The organism is Flavobacterium maritimum (assembly GCF_040049085.1).
GTDB lineage: Bacteria > Bacteroidota > Bacteroidia > Flavobacteriales > Flavobacteriaceae > Flavobacterium > Flavobacterium maritimum.
Genome location: NZ_JBDLZY010000005.1, coordinates 108373 through 130145, shown reverse-complemented (window position 1 = coordinate 130145; position 21773 = coordinate 108373). Strand labels below are relative to the sequence as shown.

Annotated in this window: 20 protein-coding genes; 19 read left to right on the top strand and 1 reads right to left on the bottom strand. The window is 36.3% G+C overall.

Translation table 11 applies throughout. The features are described from left to right. Positions 1–15 precede the first annotated feature (15 nt). The 5 genes from ABEB23_RS11915 to ABEB23_RS11895 all read left to right on the top strand — a co-directional run bounded on the left by ABEB23_RS11915 (position 16) and on the right by ABEB23_RS11895 (position 8397). Positions 16–612 carry a TetR/AcrR family transcriptional regulator gene (locus ABEB23_RS11915; protein WP_348812829.1) on the top strand — a complete coding sequence of 199 codons (597 nt, stop codon included), beginning with the start codon at positions 16–18 and terminating at the stop codon, positions 610–612. After that, a complete protein-coding gene (locus ABEB23_RS11910) occupies positions 612–1949 on the top strand; it encodes a TolC family protein (protein WP_348812828.1) in 1338 nt (445 codons plus the stop codon). The genes ABEB23_RS11915 and ABEB23_RS11910 overlap by 1 nt, the downstream gene beginning before the upstream one ends. A 24-nt stretch (positions 1950–1973) precedes the next feature. Further along, positions 1974–3116 carry an efflux RND transporter periplasmic adaptor subunit gene (locus tag ABEB23_RS11905; protein ID WP_348812827.1) on the top strand — a complete coding sequence of 381 codons (1143 nt, stop codon included), beginning with the start codon at positions 1974–1976 and terminating at the stop codon, positions 3114–3116. A 131-nt stretch (positions 3117–3247) separates the two neighbouring features. Then, on the top strand, positions 3248–6715 hold the full coding sequence (locus ABEB23_RS11900; RefSeq protein ID WP_348812826.1) for an efflux RND transporter permease subunit: 3468 nt from the start codon (positions 3248–3250) through the stop codon (positions 6713–6715). 443 nt (positions 6716–7158) lie between these two features. Continuing rightward, complete coding sequence (locus tag ABEB23_RS11895) at positions 7159–8397, top strand: TMEM143 family protein (RefSeq protein ID WP_348812825.1); 1239 nt, start codon at positions 7159–7161, stop codon at positions 8395–8397. 112 nt (positions 8398–8509) lie between these two features. On the opposite strand, the gene ABEB23_RS11890 is transcribed toward ABEB23_RS11895, so the two are convergent. Then, positions 8510–8875 carry a toxin-antitoxin system YwqK family antitoxin gene (locus ABEB23_RS11890; protein ID WP_348812824.1) on the bottom strand — a complete coding sequence of 122 codons (366 nt, stop codon included), beginning with the start codon at positions 8873–8875 and terminating at the stop codon, positions 8510–8512. 206 nt (positions 8876–9081) lie between these two features. On the opposite strand from ABEB23_RS11890, the gene aspS reads away from it, so the two are divergent. From aspS to nuoL, 14 genes are all read left to right on the top strand, one after another. Beyond that, a complete protein-coding gene (gene aspS / locus ABEB23_RS11885; RefSeq protein ID WP_348812823.1) occupies positions 9082–10833 on the top strand; it encodes an aspartate--tRNA ligase in 1752 nt (583 codons plus the stop codon). 126 nt (positions 10834–10959) lie between these two features. Further along, positions 10960–11154: a cold-shock protein gene (locus ABEB23_RS11880; protein WP_007137066.1), complete on the top strand. Its 195-nt coding sequence runs from the start codon at positions 10960–10962 to the stop codon at positions 11152–11154. Positions 11155–11401: 247 nt separating this feature from the next. After that, positions 11402–11767: an NADH-quinone oxidoreductase subunit A gene (locus ABEB23_RS11875; RefSeq protein ID WP_348812822.1), complete on the top strand. Its 366-nt coding sequence runs from the start codon at positions 11402–11404 to the stop codon at positions 11765–11767. A gap of 124 nt (positions 11768–11891) precedes the next feature. Beyond that, positions 11892–12440 carry an NADH-quinone oxidoreductase subunit B gene (locus ABEB23_RS11870; protein ID WP_348812821.1) on the top strand — a complete coding sequence of 183 codons (549 nt, stop codon included), beginning with the start codon at positions 11892–11894 and terminating at the stop codon, positions 12438–12440. A gap of 4 nt (positions 12441–12444) precedes the next feature. Next, positions 12445–12966, top strand: a complete 522-nt coding sequence (locus ABEB23_RS11865) for an NADH-quinone oxidoreductase subunit C (protein WP_348812820.1) — start codon at positions 12445–12447, stop codon at positions 12964–12966. A 32-nt stretch (positions 12967–12998) separates the two neighbouring features. Then, complete coding sequence (locus ABEB23_RS11860) at positions 12999–14237, top strand: NADH-quinone oxidoreductase subunit D (RefSeq protein WP_348812819.1); 1239 nt, start codon at positions 12999–13001, stop codon at positions 14235–14237. A gap of 85 nt (positions 14238–14322) precedes the next feature. After that, entirely contained in the window at positions 14323–14853 is a 531-nt protein-coding gene (locus ABEB23_RS11855; protein ID WP_348812818.1) for an NADH-quinone oxidoreductase subunit NuoE family protein, read from the top strand. Between the two features lies 1 nt (position 14854). Further along, on the top strand, positions 14855–16222 hold the full coding sequence (gene nuoF / locus ABEB23_RS11850; RefSeq protein ID WP_348812817.1) for an NADH-quinone oxidoreductase subunit NuoF: 1368 nt from the start codon (positions 14855–14857) through the stop codon (positions 16220–16222). Positions 16223–16288: 66 nt separating this feature from the next. Further along, positions 16289–17314: an NADH-quinone oxidoreductase subunit G gene (locus ABEB23_RS11845; RefSeq protein WP_348812816.1), complete on the top strand. Its 1026-nt coding sequence runs from the start codon at positions 16289–16291 to the stop codon at positions 17312–17314. 2 nt (positions 17315–17316) lie between these two features. Continuing rightward, positions 17317–18369 carry an NADH-quinone oxidoreductase subunit NuoH gene (gene nuoH / locus ABEB23_RS11840; protein WP_348812815.1) on the top strand — a complete coding sequence of 351 codons (1053 nt, stop codon included), beginning with the start codon at positions 17317–17319 and terminating at the stop codon, positions 18367–18369. Between the two features lie 125 nt (positions 18370–18494). Then, a complete protein-coding gene (locus ABEB23_RS11835) occupies positions 18495–19040 on the top strand; it encodes a NuoI/complex I 23 kDa subunit family protein (protein WP_348812814.1) in 546 nt (181 codons plus the stop codon). Further along, complete coding sequence (locus ABEB23_RS11830; RefSeq protein ID WP_348812813.1) at positions 19040–19552, top strand: NADH-quinone oxidoreductase subunit J family protein; 513 nt, start codon at positions 19040–19042, stop codon at positions 19550–19552. Before ABEB23_RS11835 ends, ABEB23_RS11830 begins: the two co-directional genes overlap by 1 nt. 1 nt (position 19553) lies before the next feature. Beyond that, positions 19554–19874 carry an NADH-quinone oxidoreductase subunit NuoK gene (nuoK, locus tag ABEB23_RS11825; RefSeq protein WP_348812812.1) on the top strand — a complete coding sequence of 107 codons (321 nt, stop codon included), beginning with the start codon at positions 19554–19556 and terminating at the stop codon, positions 19872–19874. 6 nt (positions 19875–19880) lie between these two features. Beyond that, positions 19881–21764 carry an NADH-quinone oxidoreductase subunit L gene (gene nuoL / locus ABEB23_RS11820; protein WP_348812811.1) on the top strand — a complete coding sequence of 628 codons (1884 nt, stop codon included), beginning with the start codon at positions 19881–19883 and terminating at the stop codon, positions 21762–21764. Positions 21765–21773: the final 9 nt, after the last annotated feature.

The window sequence follows — 21773 nt, the reverse complement described above, 5'->3', positions numbered from 1 at the left end:
AAGTTACAACACAACATGAGAGAAAAAATCATATCTAAAGCAAGTGATTTATTTTTAAAACTCGGTTTTAAAAGTGTCACTATGGATGATATTGCCGGCGAGATGTGTATTTCCAAAAAAACGATTTACAAATACTTTTGCAACAAAGAAGTATTAATCGAAGAAAGTACGGAGATGGTTCATAAAACCGTTCATGATGTTATAAATATAACTGTAGCCAAAGGTTATAACGCGATTGAAGAGAACTTTGAAATCCGAAAAATGTTCAAAGAAATGTTTCAGGCTACCGATACCTCTCCATTATACCAACTAAAAAAGCATTATCCCGAAATATATCAAAAGGTAATGAATCGAGAATTGAACGAATGCAATATGTGCTTCAAACAAAATATAGAAAAAGGGATTGCGCAAGATTTGTATAGAAAAAATCTCAATGTTGATGCCTATGTCAAATTTTATTACTCGCTAATTTTTAGCATCAAGGAGAACACTATATCCGAACGAGAATCAACGAAACTAGAATTACAAGCCTTGGAGTACCACACCAGAGCCATGGCAACTCCAAAAGGAATAGCTGAACTTGAAAAACAATTACTTAAATTCAATATATAATGAAGAAAATATTCATATTGACCCTTACCTTTTTTGCCTTGAGCGTTAATGCCCAAAACACGAAGAAGAGTTATTCCTTTTCATTACAGCAGGCGATAGACCATGCGCTGGAAAACAATTACTCAGTCATTAACTCAGGTCGTGATATCGAAGCAGCAAAAGAGAAAAAATGGGAAACTACCGCAATGGGATTGCCTCAAATAAATGCCGGAGTCGATTTTACCGATAATTTTGTGTTACAAAAATCGGTTGTTCCAGCAGAATTCTTTGGCGGAGAACCGGGAACTTATGCCGAAGTAGCTTTTGGAACCAAATACAACATGGTGGCTCACTCTACTTTAAGCCAACTCATTTTTGACGGATCCTATATCGTTGCGCTTCAGGCATCCAAAACCTATTTGAGATATTACGAAAACGCCAAACAAAGAACCGATATCGACATCAAAGAAATGGTTATCAATTCGTATGGGAATGTATTATTGGCCAAAGAAAACATAGCCATTCTGGAAAAAAATATTGCTTCGCTGCAAAAAACATTAAACGACACCAGAGCCACTTACAAAAATGGTCTGATTGAGGAAGAAAGTGTCGAGCAACTGGAAATCACATTGGCATCATTAGAAAGCACCTTAAACTACAACAACCGTTTACTGGATATTACCTATAAAATGCTCAAAATCAATCTGGGTATTGATATTAATGATGAAATTGCCTTAACTGACAAATTGGATGACTTGACTATTCAAAATATGGATTTAGCCTTTTCAAAAACGGACTTTGAAGTAAACAGCAATATCACCTATAAAATTGCTTCCAATTTTGAGGAACAAAGAACATTAGAATACAAACTTCAAAGAAGTAAAGCCTTGCCAACACTATCGGCCGATTTAAACTTTGGGTACACCGCTTTTAAAGACGAGTTTGATTTTTTTAGTAAAAACCAAAACTGGTTTAATTATTCTAATATTGGAGTGAATTTAAATATTCCCATATTCAGCAGTTTAGCCAGAAGTTCCAGAACGCAGCAGGCCAAAATTGCTTTGGATCAAGCCAAAACACAGTTAAGCGAAACCGAACAAAAATTGAAATTGCAATATGCTACCGCCAAAAGTGAGTATGAGTATAGTATCGCCGATTATGAAACTGCCAAAAGCAATTTGAATCTCGCTGAAAGAATTGAGAAAAAACAGCAAATCAAATTCACTGAAGGACTTTCAACCAGTTTTGATTTTAATGATGCACAACGCCAATTGTACACCGCCCAGCAAAAATACCTGCAAACGATGATCAACATCATCAATAAAAAAGCCAGTTTAGAAAAAATTATCACTAAATAACGATTCCTATAAAAATAGAACCAAATGAAAAAAATATTTATCTTAACCACCCTGTCAATTGTATTGATTTCCTGCAATTCATCAGAAAAAAACCAATCCATCGAGACCATTATTGCCTCCAAAGATGTAAAAGCAATAACAGCTAAAAAAGCCGAACTGCAATCGCAACTTACGCAAATCGAAGAGGCACTGGCTACTTTGGATGTAAAGAAAGAAGTAGAAGCATTGGTTACAGTCGCAATAATTAAAGACACTTTGTTTAACCATTATCTGGAAGTACAGGGAAGTATTAACACCAATGAGAATGTATTGGTTCAACCGGAATTCCCAGGAAACTTAGTGGAATTGAATGTAAAAGCGGGACAAAAAGTAAGCAAAGGCCAAGTTTTAGGACGTACCGATGATGGCGGTATGAGTCAGCAATTGGCTAGTGCCGAAAATCAATATGCATTGGCAAAAACTACTTTTGAGCGTCAAAAAAACCTATGGAATCAAAAAATAGGATCTGAAATACAGTATCTTCAAGCTCAAACCCAAATGATTTCAGCACAAAAAGCAGTAGCGCAAATCAAAGCCCAAATCGCAAAAACCGTAATCAGAGCGCCATTTTCAGGAACTATTGACGAAGTTTTTGTGGAAAAAGGAGAAGTTGTTGCTGCCAGTCCTCAGGGATTAATGCGAATAGTGAACCTTGGGAATATGTATGTTTCTACCTCTATTCCGGAAACGTATATCGGAAAACTAAAAATAGGTACCGAGGTAGATGTATTCTTAACTTCATTAGACAAAACTTACAAAGGAAAAGTACGCCAAATAGGTAATTTCATCAATCCAAACAACAGAAGTTTCGGAATCGAAGTAAGCGTTCCCAATCCAGAAAACTTATTGCGCCCTAACCAAGTGGCCAAACTGAAAGTAATTGATTATGTGAGCAAAAATGCTATTGTTGTTCCGACTAATGTGATTCAACAAGATTCTAAGAAAAACAGTTTTGTATATACCGTAGCTAACTCTAATGGAAAAACGGGCATTGCTAAAAAAGTGATTGTTACAACAGGTCAGTCTTCAGACAATGTAACCGAAATTTTAAGCGGTTTAGATGCCAACACTATTATCGTTACCGAGGGTATGAACACCATTTCGGATGGTATGAAATTGAATTTTTAAGCCCCTAACCCCTAAAGGGGAAAGCTTAGGAGCTAATTAAGCTAGAATACCATTTTTGACTTTTTTATTAACTTTAAATTCCTATTGACCCCTAATAGGAGTTCCCCCTTTAGGGGGCTAGGGGGCCAAATATGTCACATCAAAATAAAGAATTCGGAATATCAAGTTGGGCTGTCGAAAACCGCGTCACGGTATATATCCTGACTTTACTGATTGTAATCACAGGAGTCATTGCTTACGTTACTATGCCTCGGGAAGATTTTCCGGAAATTATAGAGAACAAGGTTTACATTTCATCTGTTTTTCCTGGAAACTCAGCCGAGGATGTAGAGAAATTAATCATCAAACCTCTTGAAAAGGAAATCAAGAACATTAGTGGCGTAGATAAAATTACGTCTAGCTCTTTCCAAGATTACGGAATGATTATCGTCGAGTTTGATGACAAAGTCACCATTTTGGATGCTAAAACAAAAATTAAGGACAAGGTAGATATCGTAAAAGCAGATACAGACTGGCCTAATCTTGACAATGGAAGTAAAGTAGAACCTAGCGTATTTGAATTGAACATTTCGGAGGAAGTGCCAATTCTGAACATCAATCTACAAGGAAATTACACGACTCAACAACTCAAAAAATACGGAGAGTTACTTCAGGACGATATTGAGGAAATTCCTGAAGTAAAAAAAGTAGACATACTGGGTGTTGATGATAAAGAAGTGGAAATTGCCGTTGACATTTTCAAAATGACGGCTGCCCAAGTCTCTTTTGACGACATTCAAAATGCGGTGAAATACGAAAACATGACCCTTTCAGGCGGAAATTTGATCTCACAAGGTTCTAGAAACAACATCAGAATCGTAGGTGAAATCAAAGACCCCAAAGAACTGGAAAACATCATTGTAAAACACAGTGGAGGAACCGTTTACCTGAAAGACATTGCTGTAGTTAGTTTCAAAGAAAAAGAAAAAACAACTTACGCCCGTGAGAAAGGATCCGAGGTAGTGATGCTAAACGTAAAAAAACGTTCCAATCAAAACATGATTTCGGCCATTGAACAGGTAAAAGAAAAAATAGAAGCTGCCAAAGCTTCCTACTTGCCATCCAATTTAAAAATTGAATTAACAAACGACCAATCTTCTCGTGTAGAACACCAGGTTGATGAATTGTCCAATCACATCATCTTCGGAATTGTGTTGGTAATGATTGTATTGATGTTTACCATGGGACTCCGAAACTCTTTATTTGTTGGAGCAGCTATTCCATTATCGATGTTAATGGCGTTTAGTATTCTCTCAGCATTTGGACTAACCTTGAATACTATGGTTCTTTTCGGATTGGTAATGGGACTGGGAATGCTGGTGGACGACGGTATCGTAGTGGTTGACAACGTATTTGCCAATATGAAAAAAGGATTGAGCCGTGTAGAAGCTTCTAAAATAGGTATTGGCGAAATCGCTTGGCCTGTAATCTCCTCTACTGCAACAACCTTAATGGCCTTCTTGCCTTTTGCACTGTGGCCTGGAACTATGGGGAAATTCATGAAGTATTTCCCAATGACTTTAACGGTAACGCTAACCGCTTCTCTATTCGTTGCAATGGTTGTCAATGCAGCAATGACAGGAGGCTCTATGGATATTGAAGATAAAAATGTCTCTAAAAAATCAGCCAAAACATATTCCATAATTTTCACGATTATTGCAGTTATTTTTGTGATTCTTGGAAACATTTATGATTCAAAATTCGCCAAAGCTATTGGTCACCTGGCCATTATCTCCCTTGGTTTGATGTGGCTGTACAAATTGAAGTTATACCAGTGGACACAAGATTTTCAGCACAACTTTTTTCCGAGAATGGAAAACAAATACAAAAACTTTTTAGCTAAAATTTTGACTAAAAGAAGAGCTTGGTACGCCCTGATTGGAATTATTGGATTGTTATTTTTCTCGTTCATGCTTTTGGGAATATTCCCTAGAAAAGTATTGTTCTTTCCGGATAACATCCCGAATCAGGTAATTACTTATATCGAATACCCACAAGGAACTGATATCGCAAAGACCAATAAGGCTACGCTATTTGTAGAAAAACAAGTTATTGAAGTTTTGAGCAAATACGTAGATCCAAAAACGAACAAAAACTATTTGGCTGAATCCATAGTATCGCAAGTGGGTGTTGGAGCAGGAAATCCAAACGTAGATGCCGGATCGGCTTCTGAAACTCCTTTTAAAGGAAAAGTGACGGTAAATTTCTCCGAATTTAAATTCAGAAGAGGAATCAACACGGCCGATGTCCTCGAAGAAATCAGAGGCAAAGTAACCGGAATTGCTGGCGCTACCGTAACAGTCGAAAAAGACGCCAATGGACCTCCTGCCGGTTACCCAATCAGTATTCAGTTGACTGGAATTGATTATGATGAAATGCTGAAAGAAGCAGACAAGATGATCACTTTTATTAATTCCAAAAACATTCCCGGAATTGAGCGACTGAGTATTGATGTCAACAAAGAAAGCCCGGAACTTGAGGTAAAAGTGGACCGTGTAAGCGCAGGAAGTTTAGGGGTTTCGACTGGACAATTGGGTTTCAATTTGCGCCGTTCCGTATATGGACAAGAAATCTCGACTTACAAAGAAGGTGATGACGATTACAACATCACCATGCGTATGCAGGATGATCAACGCAAGAACGAAAACATATTGTTCAATCAAGCTTTGACTTTTAGAAATCCAGCTAACGGACAAATGATGCAAGTGCCCATTTCTGCTGTTTCCGAAACAGAGAAAACGACGACCTACAACCAAATCAAAAGAAAAAACCAGAAACGTATCATGACGGTTTATTCTAACGTCTTGACAGGTTACAACGGAGATGAAATTACCAAACAAATTGCTGCTGATTTAAAAGGCTATCAATTACCAAAAACAGTTACCTATTCCTTCTCAGGGGTACAGGAAGAACAGGGTAAAAACCAAAGCTTTCTGCTGTACGCTTTATTTTTGGCCTTGGCCGGAATCACCATCATCATCGTTTTACAATTTAATTCGGTTTCCAAAACAATGGTCATCCTGTTTACGGTAATCCTAAGTTTTAGTGGGGTATTTTATGGTTACGTGATTGCCAACATGGATTTTGTAATCTTAATGACCATGATGGGAATCATTTCCCTGGCGGGTATTGTGGTAAAAAACGGAATCGTATTAATGGACTTCTTTGTACTATTATTGGACAAAAAAGTTGCCGATAACCATTTGGAAAGCCATGACGATTTAACCATAGATGAAATCAAAGAAGTAATCATCGAGTCTGGTAAATCAAGGCTGCGTCCCGTATTACTTACGGCTTTAACTGCCGTATTGGGACTAATCCCATTGGCCATTGGACTGAATTTTGACTTCTTTTCTTTAATAACCGACTTGAATCCACACATTTTTATGGGAGGAGACAACGTTATCTTTTGGGGACCATTGGCATGGACCATCATCTTCGGATTGACCTATGCGACTGTATTAACCCTAGTAATGGTGCCTGTTATGTTCTATCTGGTAAAACGAACCAAATATTGGTTAAGAGACCGAAGAAACAAAAGAATCGCAATAGAAGAATAAATTCCGATATAACTCAATATAAAAAAACCATACCGCGCTAATTTAAGAACGGTATGGTTTTTTGCTTTAAAAAGAACTCATAATTACATTTTACTGTTTCAGTTCGCAAAAGCTCTTGTGGGCGTAACCCCATTAGAAAAAGAGGCCTACCCTACTTTGTAGTGATTCGGCCTCTTTCCCTAATGCGGTCGGGCTATTCGTGCTACTTCGGTAGCTACTGCTATCCCTTACGCAGCATTCGGGAATCAAAAACCTCTCGGATATCAATCCTAACAGGTTTTCAAAGGGTTTAGGTATTTTATCCAGAACTTTAGATGTCAAAAAAGTTTGTTATTGAAATAGAATTGATATTTAAAAAATAAAAAATTTCCCTTTTTGTACTTTACCTTTGCCAAACTTTTAAAAAGAACATTTCCATTAAAGTTTAAGCCCCTGAATTCAATATGCAACGAGAACACTATATCCCATTTGATAAGGAATTCTTACTCGAAGAACAACTAGCAGAATATACAGGAGATAAAAAACAGCTTGAGGATTTCAAAAAGCTATTCGATATCATTGAACATTATTTCCATTACGAAGCATTCAACCTAATCCGTAATTTAAAACAAAACTATGCCTTATTTGACCCTGATATAAATCCAAAAGAACGGGCAGCATTTATGGGCAAAAGTGACTTTTCCCTTTTCAAAGAAACCCTGCTTAAAGTGCTGAATAGAGGCAATTATAGCCGTGTCAATCAAGAGACATTGGACAAAGCCTTCAAAGATTCGGATTTGATTGGTTTGAAATTGGCCATTAATATTCAGGATTATAAAGAATATGGATTATATGTTCGAGGCCAACATAAAACAAAAGAGAAGGTCAGCAAACTCTTCTTTTGGAAGAAAGAAATAGAGATTGAATACTATGATCGCGTCATGATTTACCTTAATTATCATGATGCCGATTACTATAAAGAAAAGAAAGCCCGATTAGACAAAATGCCGATCGATCCCGGATCAATCGTATTAAAAATTTTCAAACGCGTTCCTAAAAACGATATAGAGACGATATTCCCGAATGCGATCCCAATGATGTCCACAACCGACAAACTATTATTATGGATTCCTGGGCTTGTGGGTGGCGTTTCCTTATTGAGCACTAAAGTAATTCCAGCGTTGATTAGTATGTATGCAGCCTACAAAACCGGTGAAGCAATAGACTTGCTAAACAGCAAAACCTCACTAAATCAAGGTTTGATTGCCCTTGGAATATTGGGTGCATATCTGTTCCGTCAATACAATAACTTTGTAAACAAAAAGATAAAATATTCGAAAATGCTTTCGGATAGTCTTTATTTTAAAAATATAGGGAATAATAGCGGTGCCTTTTATTCTTTGATAAACTCTTCAGAAGAGGAAGTCCTTAAGGAAACCATCTTGGCCTATTCCTTTTTGAACAGAAGTAAAACTCCCTTAACAGAGCAAGAACTTGATCATCAGATTGAATCCTGGTTTAAAACCAAACACAATACTGACCTTGATTTTGATGTAAAAGAGGCGCTGTCGAAATTAAAAAACACTGGTCTCGGATCAGAAACCAATGGGAAATGGGAAGTCATTCCATTAGACGAGGCTCTTATTAGAATAGATGAAATTTGGGATGGGGTTTTTGACTACAACCAATTAGCTACAATTTAGCATCCTATTTGAAAACACAAAAACAAATTTAGTTTCTAAAATTGTTTGCTATCAAAAAAGGAGAAAATCAATAAAGACTTTCTCCTTTTCTGAATTAACTATGAACTGCTTTTTAATCTCTATTCACTAAAGTATCCTGTTTCCAGTTTTTAACGGATGCAATTCTGTTTTCAGAATAATCAACCTCACTTAGATTCGTAAATCCATTGTCTCCATTTTGAGACCAAAAAAACCATTTTCCGGTTTTAAGACCATCTTTATATTCTCCGGATGAAGTTTTTTCTCCCTGCTCATTGTAAGAAACCCAAATCCCTTCTAATTTTCCATTTTCAAAAAACCCTTCTTGCTGTACCTGTCCATTTTCATAAAAGTAAGTTGCTTTAACTTTTTTTCCAAAAGGTTCCAATACTGGTTTTGCTTCCTGCGCAAACATCATTCCTGAGAACAATAGAGCTGCTAAAATTATACACTTTTTCATATCTTGAGTTATTATGTTTGACATTTCTTTCTCAAATTTAGGTATTAGTTTACATTAAAAAAACTTTTACATAACAATTTAGTAACGTAAGATGAAAACTTAACATTGGAAAATAAATTGACCTTAAAAAACAATCGTGTAAAATTTTACTATTCTCAATTCATTATTCATAATTAGTCCTAAATTTGCAGTCTAAAATTTAAATCATGTACAGAAGTCATAACTGTGGCGAATTGAACGCCTCATACATTAATACTGAAGTTACACTAGCGGGTTGGGTTCAGAAATCTCGCGATAAAGGTTTTATGAATTGGGTCGATTTAAGAGACCGTTATGGAATCACGCAATTAATTTTTGACGAAAGCCGAACTCAGAAAGAAGTATTTGAATTAGCCAAAACTTTAGGTCGTGAATTTGTAATTCAAGTTAAAGGAACCGTTATTGAACGTGAAGCTAAAAACAAAAATATCCCAACGGGTGAAATCGAGATTTTAGTTAGTGAGCTAAATGTTTTGAATGCAGCACTTACACCTCCTTTTACTATAGAAGATGAGACTGATGGCGGTGAAGACATCCGTATGAAATACCGTTACCTTGACATTAGAAGAAATCCTGTAAAAAACAGTCTGCTTTTCCGTCATAAAGTAGCCATGGAAGTTAGAAAATATCTTTCTGATTTGGATTTTTGTGAGGTAGAAACCCCTTATTTGATAAAATCTACTCCGGAAGGAGCCAGAGATTTTGTTGTTCCTTCCCGAATGAACGAAGGACAATTTTATGCTTTGCCTCAGTCACCACAAACTTTCAAACAATTATTGATGGTGGGCGGAATGGATAAATATTTCCAAATCGTGAAATGTTTCCGTGATGAAGATTTACGTGCAGACAGACAGCCTGAGTTTACACAAATCGATTGTGAAATGGCATTTGTGGAGCAAGAAGATATTTTGAATGTTTTTGAAGGGTTGACCAGACATTTATTAAAAGAAATAAAAGGTATTGAAGTAGAAAAATTCCCAAGAATGACCTACGAACATGCCATGAAAACATATGGTAATGACAAACCGGACATTCGTTTCGGAATGGAGTTCGGAGAATTAAACGAAGTAGCACAACATAAAGAATTTCCGGTTTTCAATGCTGCTGAATTAGTAGTAGGAATCGCCGTTCCGGGCGCAGGAAATTATACCCGTAAAGAAATCGATGCATTAATCGACTGGGTAAAACGTCCTCAAGTTGGCGCAAGCGGAATGGTTTATGTAAAATGCAACGACGACGGAACTTATAAATCATCTGTAGATAAATTTTACGATCAGGATGATTTATCCAATTGGGCAAAAGCTACCGGAGCAAAAGCCGGCGATATGATTTTTGTTCTTTCTGGTCCGGCTGATAAAACAAGAGGCCAATTGAGCGCGTTACGTATGGAAATTGCAACTCGTCTGGGATTAAGAAATCCAGCAGAATTTGCACCGCTTTGGGTAGTCGATTTCCCTTTATTGGAGTTTGATGAAGAAAGTGGCCGTTACCATGCCATGCACCACCCTTTTACTTCTCCAAAACCGGAAGACATGCATTTATTAGAAACCGATCCGGGAAAAGTTCGTGCCAATGCTTACGATATGGTATTGAACGGAAATGAAATTGGCGGAGGCTCCATTCGTATCCATGACAAAGCAACTCAACAATTGATGTTCAAATATCTAGGATTTACTCCAGAAGAAGCTAAAGCACAATTTGGATTCCTAATGGATGCCTTTCAATTTGGCGCACCACCGCATGGGGGCTTAGCATTTGGACTGGATCGATTGGTAGCTATTTTGGGAGGTCAGGAAACGATCAGAGATTTTATTGCATTCCCAAAAAACAATTCAGGTAGAGATGTCATGATTGATGCACCATCCGTAATTGATGAGTCACAACTAAACGAGTTGCACATAAAATTAGATATTGCGTAGTTCGTCGATTTAATTTACCCGAAAACGTTGAATATCAATATTTCTACAAAATAAAAACACAAGAACGTCTTTCGTATTATATTAAATATTACATTTGCCTTATTATAAATTATTATTACTATTACAATGCGTACAGGTACAGTTAAATTTTTCAATGAATCTAAAGGTTACGGATTCATTACAGACGAAGAAACAGGAAAAGACATTTTTGTTCATGCATCAGGAATCAACGCAGAAGAATTGCGTGAAGGTGACAGAGTTAGCTATGAAGAAGAAGAAGGAAGAAAAGGGAAAGTTGCTGCGAAAGTAGCAGTGATCTAAGGAATAAAAATTTATTTTTATTGCCTACGAATGCAAAAAGCGTTTCGATTAATTTCGAGACGTTTTTTTTTGCTTTACGGTCAAAATTTATGTTTTAAAAACAAAAAAAACAACTCTTATTTGTAATCAATAAAAATAAGGGTTTTTTTGTATTTTATCAAAGACTAAATCCTCCTTTAGACTTGTGTTTTAAATACACTAAGCCTATCTTTGTAGCTAATTTTTATGCAAAAACAATAAATAAATTATGCAGTCCGAACAATTAAATTATATTCCGATTTTAATGCAGTTAATCTTAGCAGTAGGATTTGTTGCAGGGACAATATTTGTTTCAGATAAATTAGGTCCTAAAAGAAATTCTGAAACTAAAGATAAAAATTTCGAATGCGGTATAGAATCCGTTGGAAATGCACGTATTCCGTTCTCAGTAAAATATTTCTTGGTAGCCATTTTATTCGTTTTATTCGACGTAGAGGTTATTTTTCTTTACCCTTGGGCAATTAACTTCAAGGAGTTAGGAATGGAAGGAATGGTTAAAATGATTATTTTCATGGCTTTACTTTTGGTGGGTTTTTTCTACATCATCAAGAAGAAAGCTTTGGAATGGGAATAAAAAATTAATTACAAATTAGAAATTACGAATTGAAAATTCAGATTTCTAAAGTATTTATAAGAATGTTTTTAAATTTAAATTATGAACTCATAATTCATAATTCATAATTCATAATTTTATAAAAATGAGCAATTCAAATATAAATATGGTTGAGCCGCCAGAAGGTGTTGTCGGTGAAGGTTTCTTCGCTACAAAGCTAAATGACGTAGTAGGTTTGGCTCGTGCTAATTCTCTTTGGCCTTTACCTTTTGCAACTTCTTGTTGCGGGATTGAATTCATGGCAACAATGGCGTCGCATTATGATTTAGCGCGATTCGGTTCCGAGCGTGTGAGTTTTTCTCCTCGTCAAGCTGATATGCTAATGGTAATGGGAACTATTTCAAAAAAAATGGCTCCAATTTTACGTCAGGTTTATGAACAAATGTCAGAACCTCGCTGGGTAATAGCAGTGGGTGCCTGTGCAACATCCGGAGGGATTTTCGATACTTATTCCGTTTTACAGGGAATTGACAAAGTAATTCCAGTGGACGTATATGTTCCAGGCTGTCCGCCAAGACCGGAACAAATCGTTGACGGAGTTATGAAATTACAAGAAATCGTTAAAAACGAATCGGTTAGAAGAAGAAGCTCTCCTGAATATCAAGAATTATTAGCTTCTTATAATATCAAATAACAAGATGGCTTTAGAAACAATCGACATTCAAGAGAAATTAGTTGAAACATTTGATTCAGCCGTTTCTCAATTCAATCAAGAAAAAGATATATTTTCATTTGAGGTAGCAGCTGACAAGATCACAGCTGTTATTCTTTTTTTGAAAAATGACCCAAGCTTACGTTTTCATTTTTTGACTGATTTATGCGGAGTTCATTATCCGGACAATGAAGCAGACAGACAATTTGCAGTCGTTTATCATCTGCACAACTGGTATGAAAACAAGCGAATCAAAATAAAGGCTTTCATTAATGGTTCAAATCCTGAAATAAAAACCATCACAAATATTTTCTTAAGTTCAAATTGGATGGAAAGAGAAACCTATGATTTCTACGGAATCAATTTCATAGGACATCCTCAGTTGAAGCGTATTTTGAATATGGATGAAATGGTATCTTTTCCAATGAGAAAAGAGTTCCCAATGGAAGACAGCGGAAGAACGGACAAAGACGACCGTTTCTTCGGAAGAACACCATCAAATTGCTAAAAAAACAATATATAATTTTTCACATTCAATAAATGTCAGAACTATTATTACCCCCAGAGCATCGCTATGCTAAAATAATCAAGGAGAGACACAATGAAGACGGAAGCGAGCTTTCTATTCTGAATTTAGGTCCTACGCATCCAGCTACACACGGTATTTTTCAAAATATCCTATTGATGGATGGTGAAAAAATTCTCGAAGCGGAACCAACCATCGGTTATATCCACAGAGCTTTCGAGAAAATAGCAGAAAATCGTCCTTTTTACCAAATTACTCCTCTTACTGACCGTATGAACTACTGCTCCTCTCCTATTAACAATATGGGATGGTGGATGACTTTAGAAAAACTACTGGGTGTTGAAGTTCCTAAAAGAGCACAATACTTAAGAGTCATTGTAATGGAATTGGCCAGAATTACGGATCACTTAATCTGTAATTCAATCCTTGGAGTTGATACTGGAGCTTATACGGGATTTTTATATGTTTTCCAATTTAGAGAAAAAGTATACGAAATCTATGAAGAAATTTGTGGTGCCCGTCTAACAACAAATATGGGAAGAATTGGTGGTTTCGAAAGAGATTGGTCACCAGAAGCTTTCCGCAAATTAGATGACTTTTTGAGAGATTTCCCGATTGCATGGAAAGAATTCGAAAACTTATTTGAAAGAAACAGAATTTTCATTGACAGAACAGTTAATGTAGGAGCCATTTCTGCAGAACAGGCCATGTCTTATGGATTTACAGGTCCAAACCTTCGTGCTGCCGGTATTGATTATGATGTTCGTGTAGCACACCCATACAGTTCTTACGAAGATTTTGACTTTATCGTTCCTGTTGGAAAATCAGGTGATACTTACGACCGTTTTTGCGTTCGTAATGCAGAAGTTTGGGAAAGTTTGAGTATTATCAAACAAGCTTTGGCAAAAATGCCGGAAGGAAATGAATATCATGCCGATGTTCCTGAATATTATCTGCCTCCAAAAGAAAATGTATACCATGATATGGAATCTTTGATTTATCACTTTAAAATTGTTATGGGAGAAGTTCCTGTTCCAGTTGCTGAAGTATATCATTCTGTAGAAGGTGGAAACGGAGAACTAGGTTTTTATTTAGTAACGGACGGAAGTCGTACTCCATACAGGTTGCATTTCCGCAGACCTTGTTTTATTTACTATCAAGCATATCCTGAAATGATTAAAGGATCTTTACTTTCGGATGCGATTGTTATTTTGTCAAGTTTAAATGTTATTGCCGGAGAATTAGACGCTTAAAAAAATTATAAATGATGAATTTTAAATTATGAATGACCAGCTTGAACATTTAAAATTTATAATTCAAAATTTAAAATAATAAAAAATGGAACGTACTTATCACAAACAAGAAATAAATATGACCGAAGCATTGATGACTCGCATCAATGAATTAATCAGTCATTATCCAGAAGATAAAAGAAAATCAGCTCTATTGCCCGTTTTACACGAAGTGCAAGATGCTCATGACAATTGGTTGAGTATTGAATTAATGAACAAAGTTGCCGAAATTCTTCTTATAAAACCAATTGAGGTATATGAAGTCGTTTCCTTTTATACCATGTTTAATCAAAAACCTGTTGGAAAATACATGTTCGAATTCTGTCAAACTTCTCCTTGTTGTTTGAACGGAGCCGAAAACCTGATGGATTATACTTGTGAAAAACTAGGAGTCAACCTTGGAGAAACTACAGAAGACGGAAACTTTACAGTTGTTGGAGTGGAATGTTTAGGTGCTTGTGGATATGCTCCAATGATGCAATTAGGTGATTTTTACAAAGAACATTTGAACGAACAAAAAATCGATCAATTGATTGAAGATTGCAAAAACAATAAAATAATATTACACGATAAATAAGATGTCACAAAAAATATTATTAGATAAAATCAATATTCCCGGAATCAAAACCTACGAAGTGTATCGTCAAAACGGCGGTTATGCTTCTGTAGAAAAAGCATTAAAAACCCTTACTCCTGACGAAGTAGTCGAAGAAGTGAAAACTTCTGGATTGCGTGGTCGTGGAGGCGCTGGTTTCCCTGCAGGAATGAAATGGAGTTTTATTGATAAAAAATCAGGAAAACCAAGACATTTAGTTTGCAATGCCGATGAATCCGAACCAGGAACCTTCAAGGATCGTTATTTGATGGAATTTATTCCTCACTTATTGATTGAGGGAATGATTACTTCCAGTTATGCATTAGGTGCCAACCGCTCGTACATCTACATCCGTGGAGAATACATGTGGGTTTACAAAATATTAGAAAGAGCCATTGCTGAGGCAAAAGCCGCAGGTTGGTTGGGTAAAAACATATTAGGTAGCGGTTACGATTTAGAACTTCATGTTCATTGTGGTGCCGGAGCTTACATTTGTGGTGAAGAAACAGCATTAATTGAATCATTGGAAGGAAAACGTGGAAACCCACGTATCAAACCACCATTCCCTGCAGTATCAGGTCTTTGGGCTAATCCTACCGTTGTCAATAACGTTGAAACTATTGCCACAGTGCCATGGATCGTAAACAACTCTGGTGCTGATTACGCAAAAATTGGTATTGGTCGTTCCACTGGAACCAAATTAATCTCTGCTTCCGGACATATTAAAAACCCAGGAGTTTATGAAATTGAATTGGGATTGAGTGTATACGAATTTATGAACTCTGACGAATATTTAGGTGGAATGAGTTCAGACAGACCTTTGAAAGCATTTGTACCTGGAGGAAGTTCCGTACCTGTTTTGCCTGCTAATTTAATCTACAAAACAGCTGCCGGTGAAGATCGTCTGATGTCTTACGAGTCATTAAGTGATGGTGGTTTTGCAACCGGATCGATGTTGGGTTCAGGTGGATTCATTGTATATAATGACACTTCTTGCATTGTACGCAACACTTGGAATTTCTCTCGTTTTTACCACCACGAAAGTTGTGGCCAATGTACTCCTTGTCGTGAAGGTACAGGTTGGTTAGAGAAAGTATTGCACCGTATCGAAAACGGTCACGGTCGTGAAGAAGATATTGACTTGCTTTTAAGCATTCAAAGCAAAATAGAAGGAAATACAATTTGTCCATTAGGTGACGCTGCCGCTTGGCCAGTAGCTGCTGCAATTCGTCATTTTAGAGATGAATTTGAATATCATATTCGTTTCCCGGAAAAAATAAAACACAGAGACCATTTTGTCGAAGAACCTTTTGAGAAGGTAAAACATTTGGTAGCAAAACAGTTGATATAAGATTAACGATTTTTGATTTCAGATTTCAGAATTAAAGTACTCATAAGAGTTAAACATTAGTAAATAATGAAAGTAACAATAGACGGTCAGTCAATAGAAGTAGAACCAGGAACAACCATCCTTCAGGCAGCACGTATGATTGGTGGAGATGTTGTACCGCCAGCAATGTGTTATTACTCTAAACTAAAAGGAAGCGGCGGAAAATGCCGTTGTTGTTTAGTCGAAGTTTCTAAAGGAAGTGAAGCCGATCCAAGACCTATGCCAAAATTAATGGCTTCTTGTGTAACCGGTTGTATGGACGGAATGGAAGTAAACAGCAAATCTTCTGAAAGAGTAACCGAAGCCAGAAAAGCCGTAACAGAATTTTTGTTAATAAACCATCCTTTAGATTGTCCGATTTGTGATCAGGCTGGAGAATGTGATTTACAGAATCTAAGTTTCGAGCACGGAAAACCACAAAGTCGTTATATTGAAGAAAAAAGAACATTTGAGCCGGAAGATATAGGTCCACACATTCAGTTACACATGAATCGTTGTATTTTATGTCAACGATGCGTGCAAGTGGCCGATCAATTGACGGACAACAGAGTTCATGGTGTTATGGATCGTGGTGATCATGCTAATATTTCAACTTGCATATCCAAAGCTATTGACAATGAATTTTCTGGAAATATGATTGACGTTTGTCCTGTAGGTGCTTTGACAGACAAAACCTTCCGATTCAAATCGAGAGTTTGGTTCAACAAACCTTATAATGCACACAGACATTGTGACAAATGTTGCGGAAAAACAACTGTTTGGATGTTTGGTGGGGAAATACAACGTGTTACCGGTCGTAAAGATGAGTACCATGAAGTAGAAGAATTCATTTGTAACGGTTGTCGTTTTGATCATAAAGATGTTGAAGATTGGACCATTGAAGGACCGAGAGCATTTGAAAAAGATTCGGTAATCAATCAAAACAAATACAATCGTAAATTAGAGAAAGTAATCATCAAAACTGAAGAAACCATTCTTTTGGGTAGAGAGGAAGACCGTAAAAAAATTAGTATGGCTGAAATTCCATTGAAACCTAATGACCAAACCTGTTAAAAATGGATAGTACGTTTATTATAGAAAAAAGTGTTGTTATAGTAGTGGTATTTGCCATTACAATGATTATGGCAATGTATTCTACTTGGGCAGAGCGTAAAGTAGCTGCTTATTTGCAAGACAGAGTTGGTCCCAATCGTGCAGGTTGGGGAGGTTTATTACAACCACTTGCCGATGGTTTAAAATTATTCTCAAAAGAAGAGTTTGAACCGAATACTCCTAATAGATTTTTATTTTTCGTAGGTCCAGCCATCGCAATGAGTACGGCTTTGATGACCAGTGCTGTTATTCCTTGGGGAGATAAATTGCATTTATTTGGAAGAGATATTTTATTACAGGCTACTGATTTAAATATTGGATTACTATATTTCTTCGGAGTTGTTTCTGTGGGAGTTTATGGTATCATGATTGGTGGTTGGGCTTCTAACAACAAGTTCTCTTTGATGGGAGCTGTTCGTGCCGCTTCACAAATGGTTTCTTATGAAGTTGCTATGGGATTATCGATGATTGCTTTATTGATGATGACAGGAACTTTAAGCTTGAGAGAGATTTCAGCGCAACAAGCAGGAATGAACTGGAACGTTTTTTACCAACCATTATCCTTTTTAATCTTCTTGATTTGTGCTTTTGCAGAAACCAACAGAACACCATTCGATTTAGCAGAATGCGAAAGTGAATTAATTGGAGGATATCATACGGAATATTCTTCGATGAAAATGGGATTCTACTTGTTTGCTGAATATGCCAACATGTTTATTTCCTCTACCATTTTGGCCATTTTATTCTTTGGAGGATACAATTATCCTGGAATGAGCTGGGTTGTTGAAAACTGGGGAGTAAATATTGGTAATGTTTTAGGAATAGTTGTTTTATTTGCAAAAATTTGTGCCTTCATCTTTTTCTATATGTGGGTAAGATGGACCATTCCAAGATTCAGATACGATCAATTGATGCATTTGGGTTGGAGAATTTTAATTCCACTTTCCATTATTAATATCATGATTACGGGAATTGTAATTTTAAGAAGCGATATCGCTGCTTATTTAGGATTCTAATTATATACGAAAAGCTCTAGCCCTGATAGCAGCGGCATCCTTTTATTTTTATACTGAGCTTGTCGAAGTATAAAAAATAAAAGATACAGCGGATAGCAGGATTAGCTACAAATAAAAAATAAAAAATGTCAATAGAAACTATATCATTATCGGGTAGAAAAAAGGTAGTCTCCAATAAAGAGATGACTTTTTTGGAGCGCATGTATCTTGTAGCGATTGTCAAAGGTTTGATGATTACCATCAAGCACTTTTTTAAGAAAAAAGCGACTATACATTATCCGGAACAAGTACGTACGATGAGTCCAATTTATCGTGGTCAACACATGTTGAAACGCGACGAACAAGGTCGTGAAAACTGTACTGCTTGTGGTCTGTGTGCTTTGTCATGTCCCGCTGAAGCGATTACTATGAAAGCCGCTGAGCGCAGAGGTGACGAAAAACACTTGTACAGAGAAGAAAAATATGCCGAAATATATGAAATCAATATGTTGCGTTGTATTTTTTGCGGATTGTGTGAAGAAGCCTGTCCGAAAGATGCCATTTATTTGACGACTTCAAAAGTATTGGTTCCTGCAAGCTATGAAAGAGAAGATTTTATTTTTGGAAAAGATAAATTGGTCATGCCTTTGGAAATGGCAATAAAAAATGCTCAACTTAAAAACGCTAACTAATGTCAATATTTCTTATACTTTTTTGCGTATTATCTGCAATCACATTATCAACGGCATTTTTGACGATTTTTAGTCGAAATCCAATTCACAGTGCAATCTATCTTGTGATTTGTTTCTTTTCGATTGCCGGACATTATTTATTATTGAATGCACAGTTTTTAGCTATCGTTCATGTTATTGTTTATTCGGGTGCAATTATGATTTTGTTCTTATTCACCATCATGTTAATGAACCTGAATAAAGAAGATGAAGTGCACAAACCGAGAATCACCCGATTGGGAGCTATTGTTTCATTTTGTTTGATTTGTTTGGTTTTAATCGCCATATTCATCAATTCTAAACCAATTGTTGGAGAATATATTGCAACAGGTGAAGATTATCAATCTATTCAGGTTCTTGGTAAAATACTATTGAACGAGTATATGGTTCCTTTCGAATTTGCGTCAATTTTACTTTTGGTAGCGATGATTGGTACTGTTCTATTGTCTAAAAAAGAAAAATTGCAGAAATAATATGGAAAATATTTTAAATGAAATTGGTATAGAAAATTATATCTTCCTGAGTATAATACTTTTTTGTATTGGGATCTTCGGAGTTTTATACAGACGAAATGCCATTATTGTTTTTATGTCTATCGAAATTATGTTGAATGCGGTAAACTTATTGTTCGTGGCTTTTTCAACGTATCACCAAGACGCACAAGGACAGGTTTTCGTGTTTTTCTCTATGGCTGTTGCTGCTGCAGAAGTTGCCGTTGGTTTGGCAATTTTAGTATCGATATTCAAAAATACAGGTATGATTACTATCGATAATTTAAAAAACTTAAAAGGATAAATGGAAATGAATACCAATATAGCTTTAGTTTTAGTTCTTGCTCCTTTTTTAGGATTTTTAATCAATGTTTTCTTCGGAAAAAGTTTAGGCAAGTCGGTTTCAGGTGTTATCGGAACGCTTTCAGTTGTGGTTTCTTTTATTGCCACTCTTTCTTTCTTCATGGGAATTCAATCTCATCCGGAAGGGATTCAAATTGCACTTTTCGAATGGATTCAAATCAGTAATTTCAAATTAGACTTCGGTTTTCTTTTGGATCAATTATCAATTTTATGGTTGCTTTTTGTAACCGGTATCGGTTCGTTGATTCATTTATACTCTATCAGTTACATGCACGACGATGAGAATATGCATAAGTTTTTTGCGTATTTAAATCTTTTTGTATTCTTTATGATCACTTTGGTTGTTGGTAGTAACTTATTGGTGATGTTCATTGGTTGGGAAGGCGTTGGGCTTTGTTCTTACCTTTTAATTGGATTTTGGTATAAAAACCAAGAATTTAATGATGCTGCCAAAAAAGCATTCATCATGAACAGAATTGGGGATTTAGGATTATTAATCGGAATATTTATTCTGGGTCATTTATTCTCCACTTTAGATTATGCTACTTTAAAAACAGCAATTTCAGGTGCAACTGACCTTAATGTATACTGGCTTTCTGCTGCTGCCTTCGCTTTATTCATTGGAGCTTGCGGGAAATCAGCACAAATCCCATTATATACTTGGCTACCTGATGCGATGGCGGGACCAACACCGGTTTCGGCATTGATTCACGCGGCTACCATGGTTACTGCGGGTATTTTCATGATCACCAGATTGAATTTCATATTTGATTTAACACCAGATGTTCAAAACATCATTGCGATTGTTGGAGCGATTACCGCTTTGGTTGCTGCGACGATTGGTTTGGTTCAAAACGATATTAAAAAAGTACTGGCCTACTCCACTGTATCTCAATTGGGATTAATGTTTTTGGCTTTAGGTTTAGGAGCGTATGAAGTAGCTGTATTCCATGTAATCACTCACGCTTTCTTTAAAGCTTGTTTGTTCTTGGGTTCTGGTTCTGTAATTCACGCTTTACATGGTGAACAAGACATGCGCAGAATGGGTGGATTGAAAAAAGCTATGCCAATCACTTTTATCACGATGTTAATTTCCTCACTAGCGATTTCAGGAATTCCGGTATTTTCAGGATTCTTCTCAAAAGACGAGATTTTAATGACAGCTTTCCACCATAACATCCCACTTTATGTTATTGCTTCGATTGCTTCAATATTGACTGCTTTCTATATGTTTAGATTAATGTTCCTAACTTTCTACAAGGAATTCAGAGGAACGGCAGAACAAAAACACCATTTACACGAAAGTCCTGCTTTAATCACTTTCCCTTTGATTATCTTGGCTATACTAGCTACTATTGGAGGTGTAATCAGCTTACCTGGTCACAGTTGGTTAAACGAGTACTTAACTCCTATTTTACCTAAATTAGCTACCGCTGAACACCATTTAGGGACAACTGAATACATGTTAATGGGTATTGCTGTTGCTGGAGGATTGTTGGGTATCATTATCGCTTATGTGAAATACATCAAACAAAACACACTTCCTTGTGAAGATGCTGAAATTTCAGGATTTTCAAAAGTATTGTACAACAAATATTATGTAGATGAAATCTATGATGCTTTGTTTGTGCAACCTATAAACGTTTTATCCCGATTCTTTAGAGATACTGTGGAAACCGCTTTATCCGCTTTGATTTTTGGATTAGGAAAAGTAACCAATGAAATCAGTTATCAAGGTAAAAAAATACAAAACGGAAGTATTGGATTATATCTTTTTGCTTTTGTTTTAGGGCTTTGTGCCATTATTTCCTATTTATTTTTAGCTCAATAATTTAGTACT

Excerpts from the sequence above, each read along its gene's own strand:
- nuoL (WP_348812811.1), top strand. The coding sequence starts at position 19,881 with ATGAATACCAATATAGCTTTAGTTTTAGTTCTTGCTCCTTTTTTAGGA.
- ABEB23_RS11845 (WP_348812816.1), top strand. The coding sequence starts at position 16,289 with ATGAAAGTAACAATAGACGGTCAGTCAATAGAAGTAGAACCAGGAACA.
- ABEB23_RS11900 (WP_348812826.1), top strand. The coding sequence starts at position 3,248 with ATGTCACATCAAAATAAAGAATTCGGAATATCAAGTTGGGCTGTCGAA.
- nuoH (WP_348812815.1), top strand. The coding sequence starts at position 17,317 with ATGGATAGTACGTTTATTATAGAAAAAAGTGTTGTTATAGTAGTGGTA.
- ABEB23_RS11865 (WP_348812820.1), top strand. The coding sequence starts at position 12,445 with ATGGCTTTAGAAACAATCGACATTCAAGAGAAATTAGTTGAAACATTT.
- ABEB23_RS11880 (WP_007137066.1), top strand. The coding sequence starts at position 10,960 with ATGCGTACAGGTACAGTTAAATTTTTCAATGAATCTAAAGGTTACGGA.
- ABEB23_RS11890 (WP_348812824.1), bottom strand. The coding sequence starts at position 8,875 with ATGAAAAAGTGTATAATTTTAGCAGCTCTATTGTTCTCAGGAATGATG.
- ABEB23_RS11855 (WP_348812818.1), top strand. The coding sequence starts at position 14,323 with ATGGAACGTACTTATCACAAACAAGAAATAAATATGACCGAAGCATTG.
- ABEB23_RS11895 (WP_348812825.1), top strand. The coding sequence starts at position 7,159 with ATGCAACGAGAACACTATATCCCATTTGATAAGGAATTCTTACTCGAA.
- nuoF (WP_348812817.1), top strand. The coding sequence starts at position 14,855 with ATGTCACAAAAAATATTATTAGATAAAATCAATATTCCCGGAATCAAA.
- ABEB23_RS11860 (WP_348812819.1), top strand. The coding sequence starts at position 12,999 with ATGTCAGAACTATTATTACCCCCAGAGCATCGCTATGCTAAAATAATC.
- aspS (WP_348812823.1), top strand. The coding sequence starts at position 9,082 with ATGTACAGAAGTCATAACTGTGGCGAATTGAACGCCTCATACATTAAT.
- ABEB23_RS11870 (WP_348812821.1), top strand. The coding sequence starts at position 11,892 with ATGAGCAATTCAAATATAAATATGGTTGAGCCGCCAGAAGGTGTTGTC.
- ABEB23_RS11915 (WP_348812829.1), top strand. The coding sequence starts at position 16 with ATGAGAGAAAAAATCATATCTAAAGCAAGTGATTTATTTTTAAAACTC.
- ABEB23_RS11875 (WP_348812822.1), top strand. The coding sequence starts at position 11,402 with ATGCAGTCCGAACAATTAAATTATATTCCGATTTTAATGCAGTTAATC.
- ABEB23_RS11905 (WP_348812827.1), top strand. The coding sequence starts at position 1,974 with ATGAAAAAAATATTTATCTTAACCACCCTGTCAATTGTATTGATTTCC.
- ABEB23_RS11830 (WP_348812813.1), top strand. The coding sequence starts at position 19,040 with ATGTCAATATTTCTTATACTTTTTTGCGTATTATCTGCAATCACATTA.
- ABEB23_RS11910 (WP_348812828.1), top strand. The coding sequence starts at position 612 with ATGAAGAAAATATTCATATTGACCCTTACCTTTTTTGCCTTGAGCGTT.
- nuoK (WP_348812812.1), top strand. The coding sequence starts at position 19,554 with ATGGAAAATATTTTAAATGAAATTGGTATAGAAAATTATATCTTCCTG.
- ABEB23_RS11835 (WP_348812814.1), top strand. The coding sequence starts at position 18,495 with ATGTCAATAGAAACTATATCATTATCGGGTAGAAAAAAGGTAGTCTCC.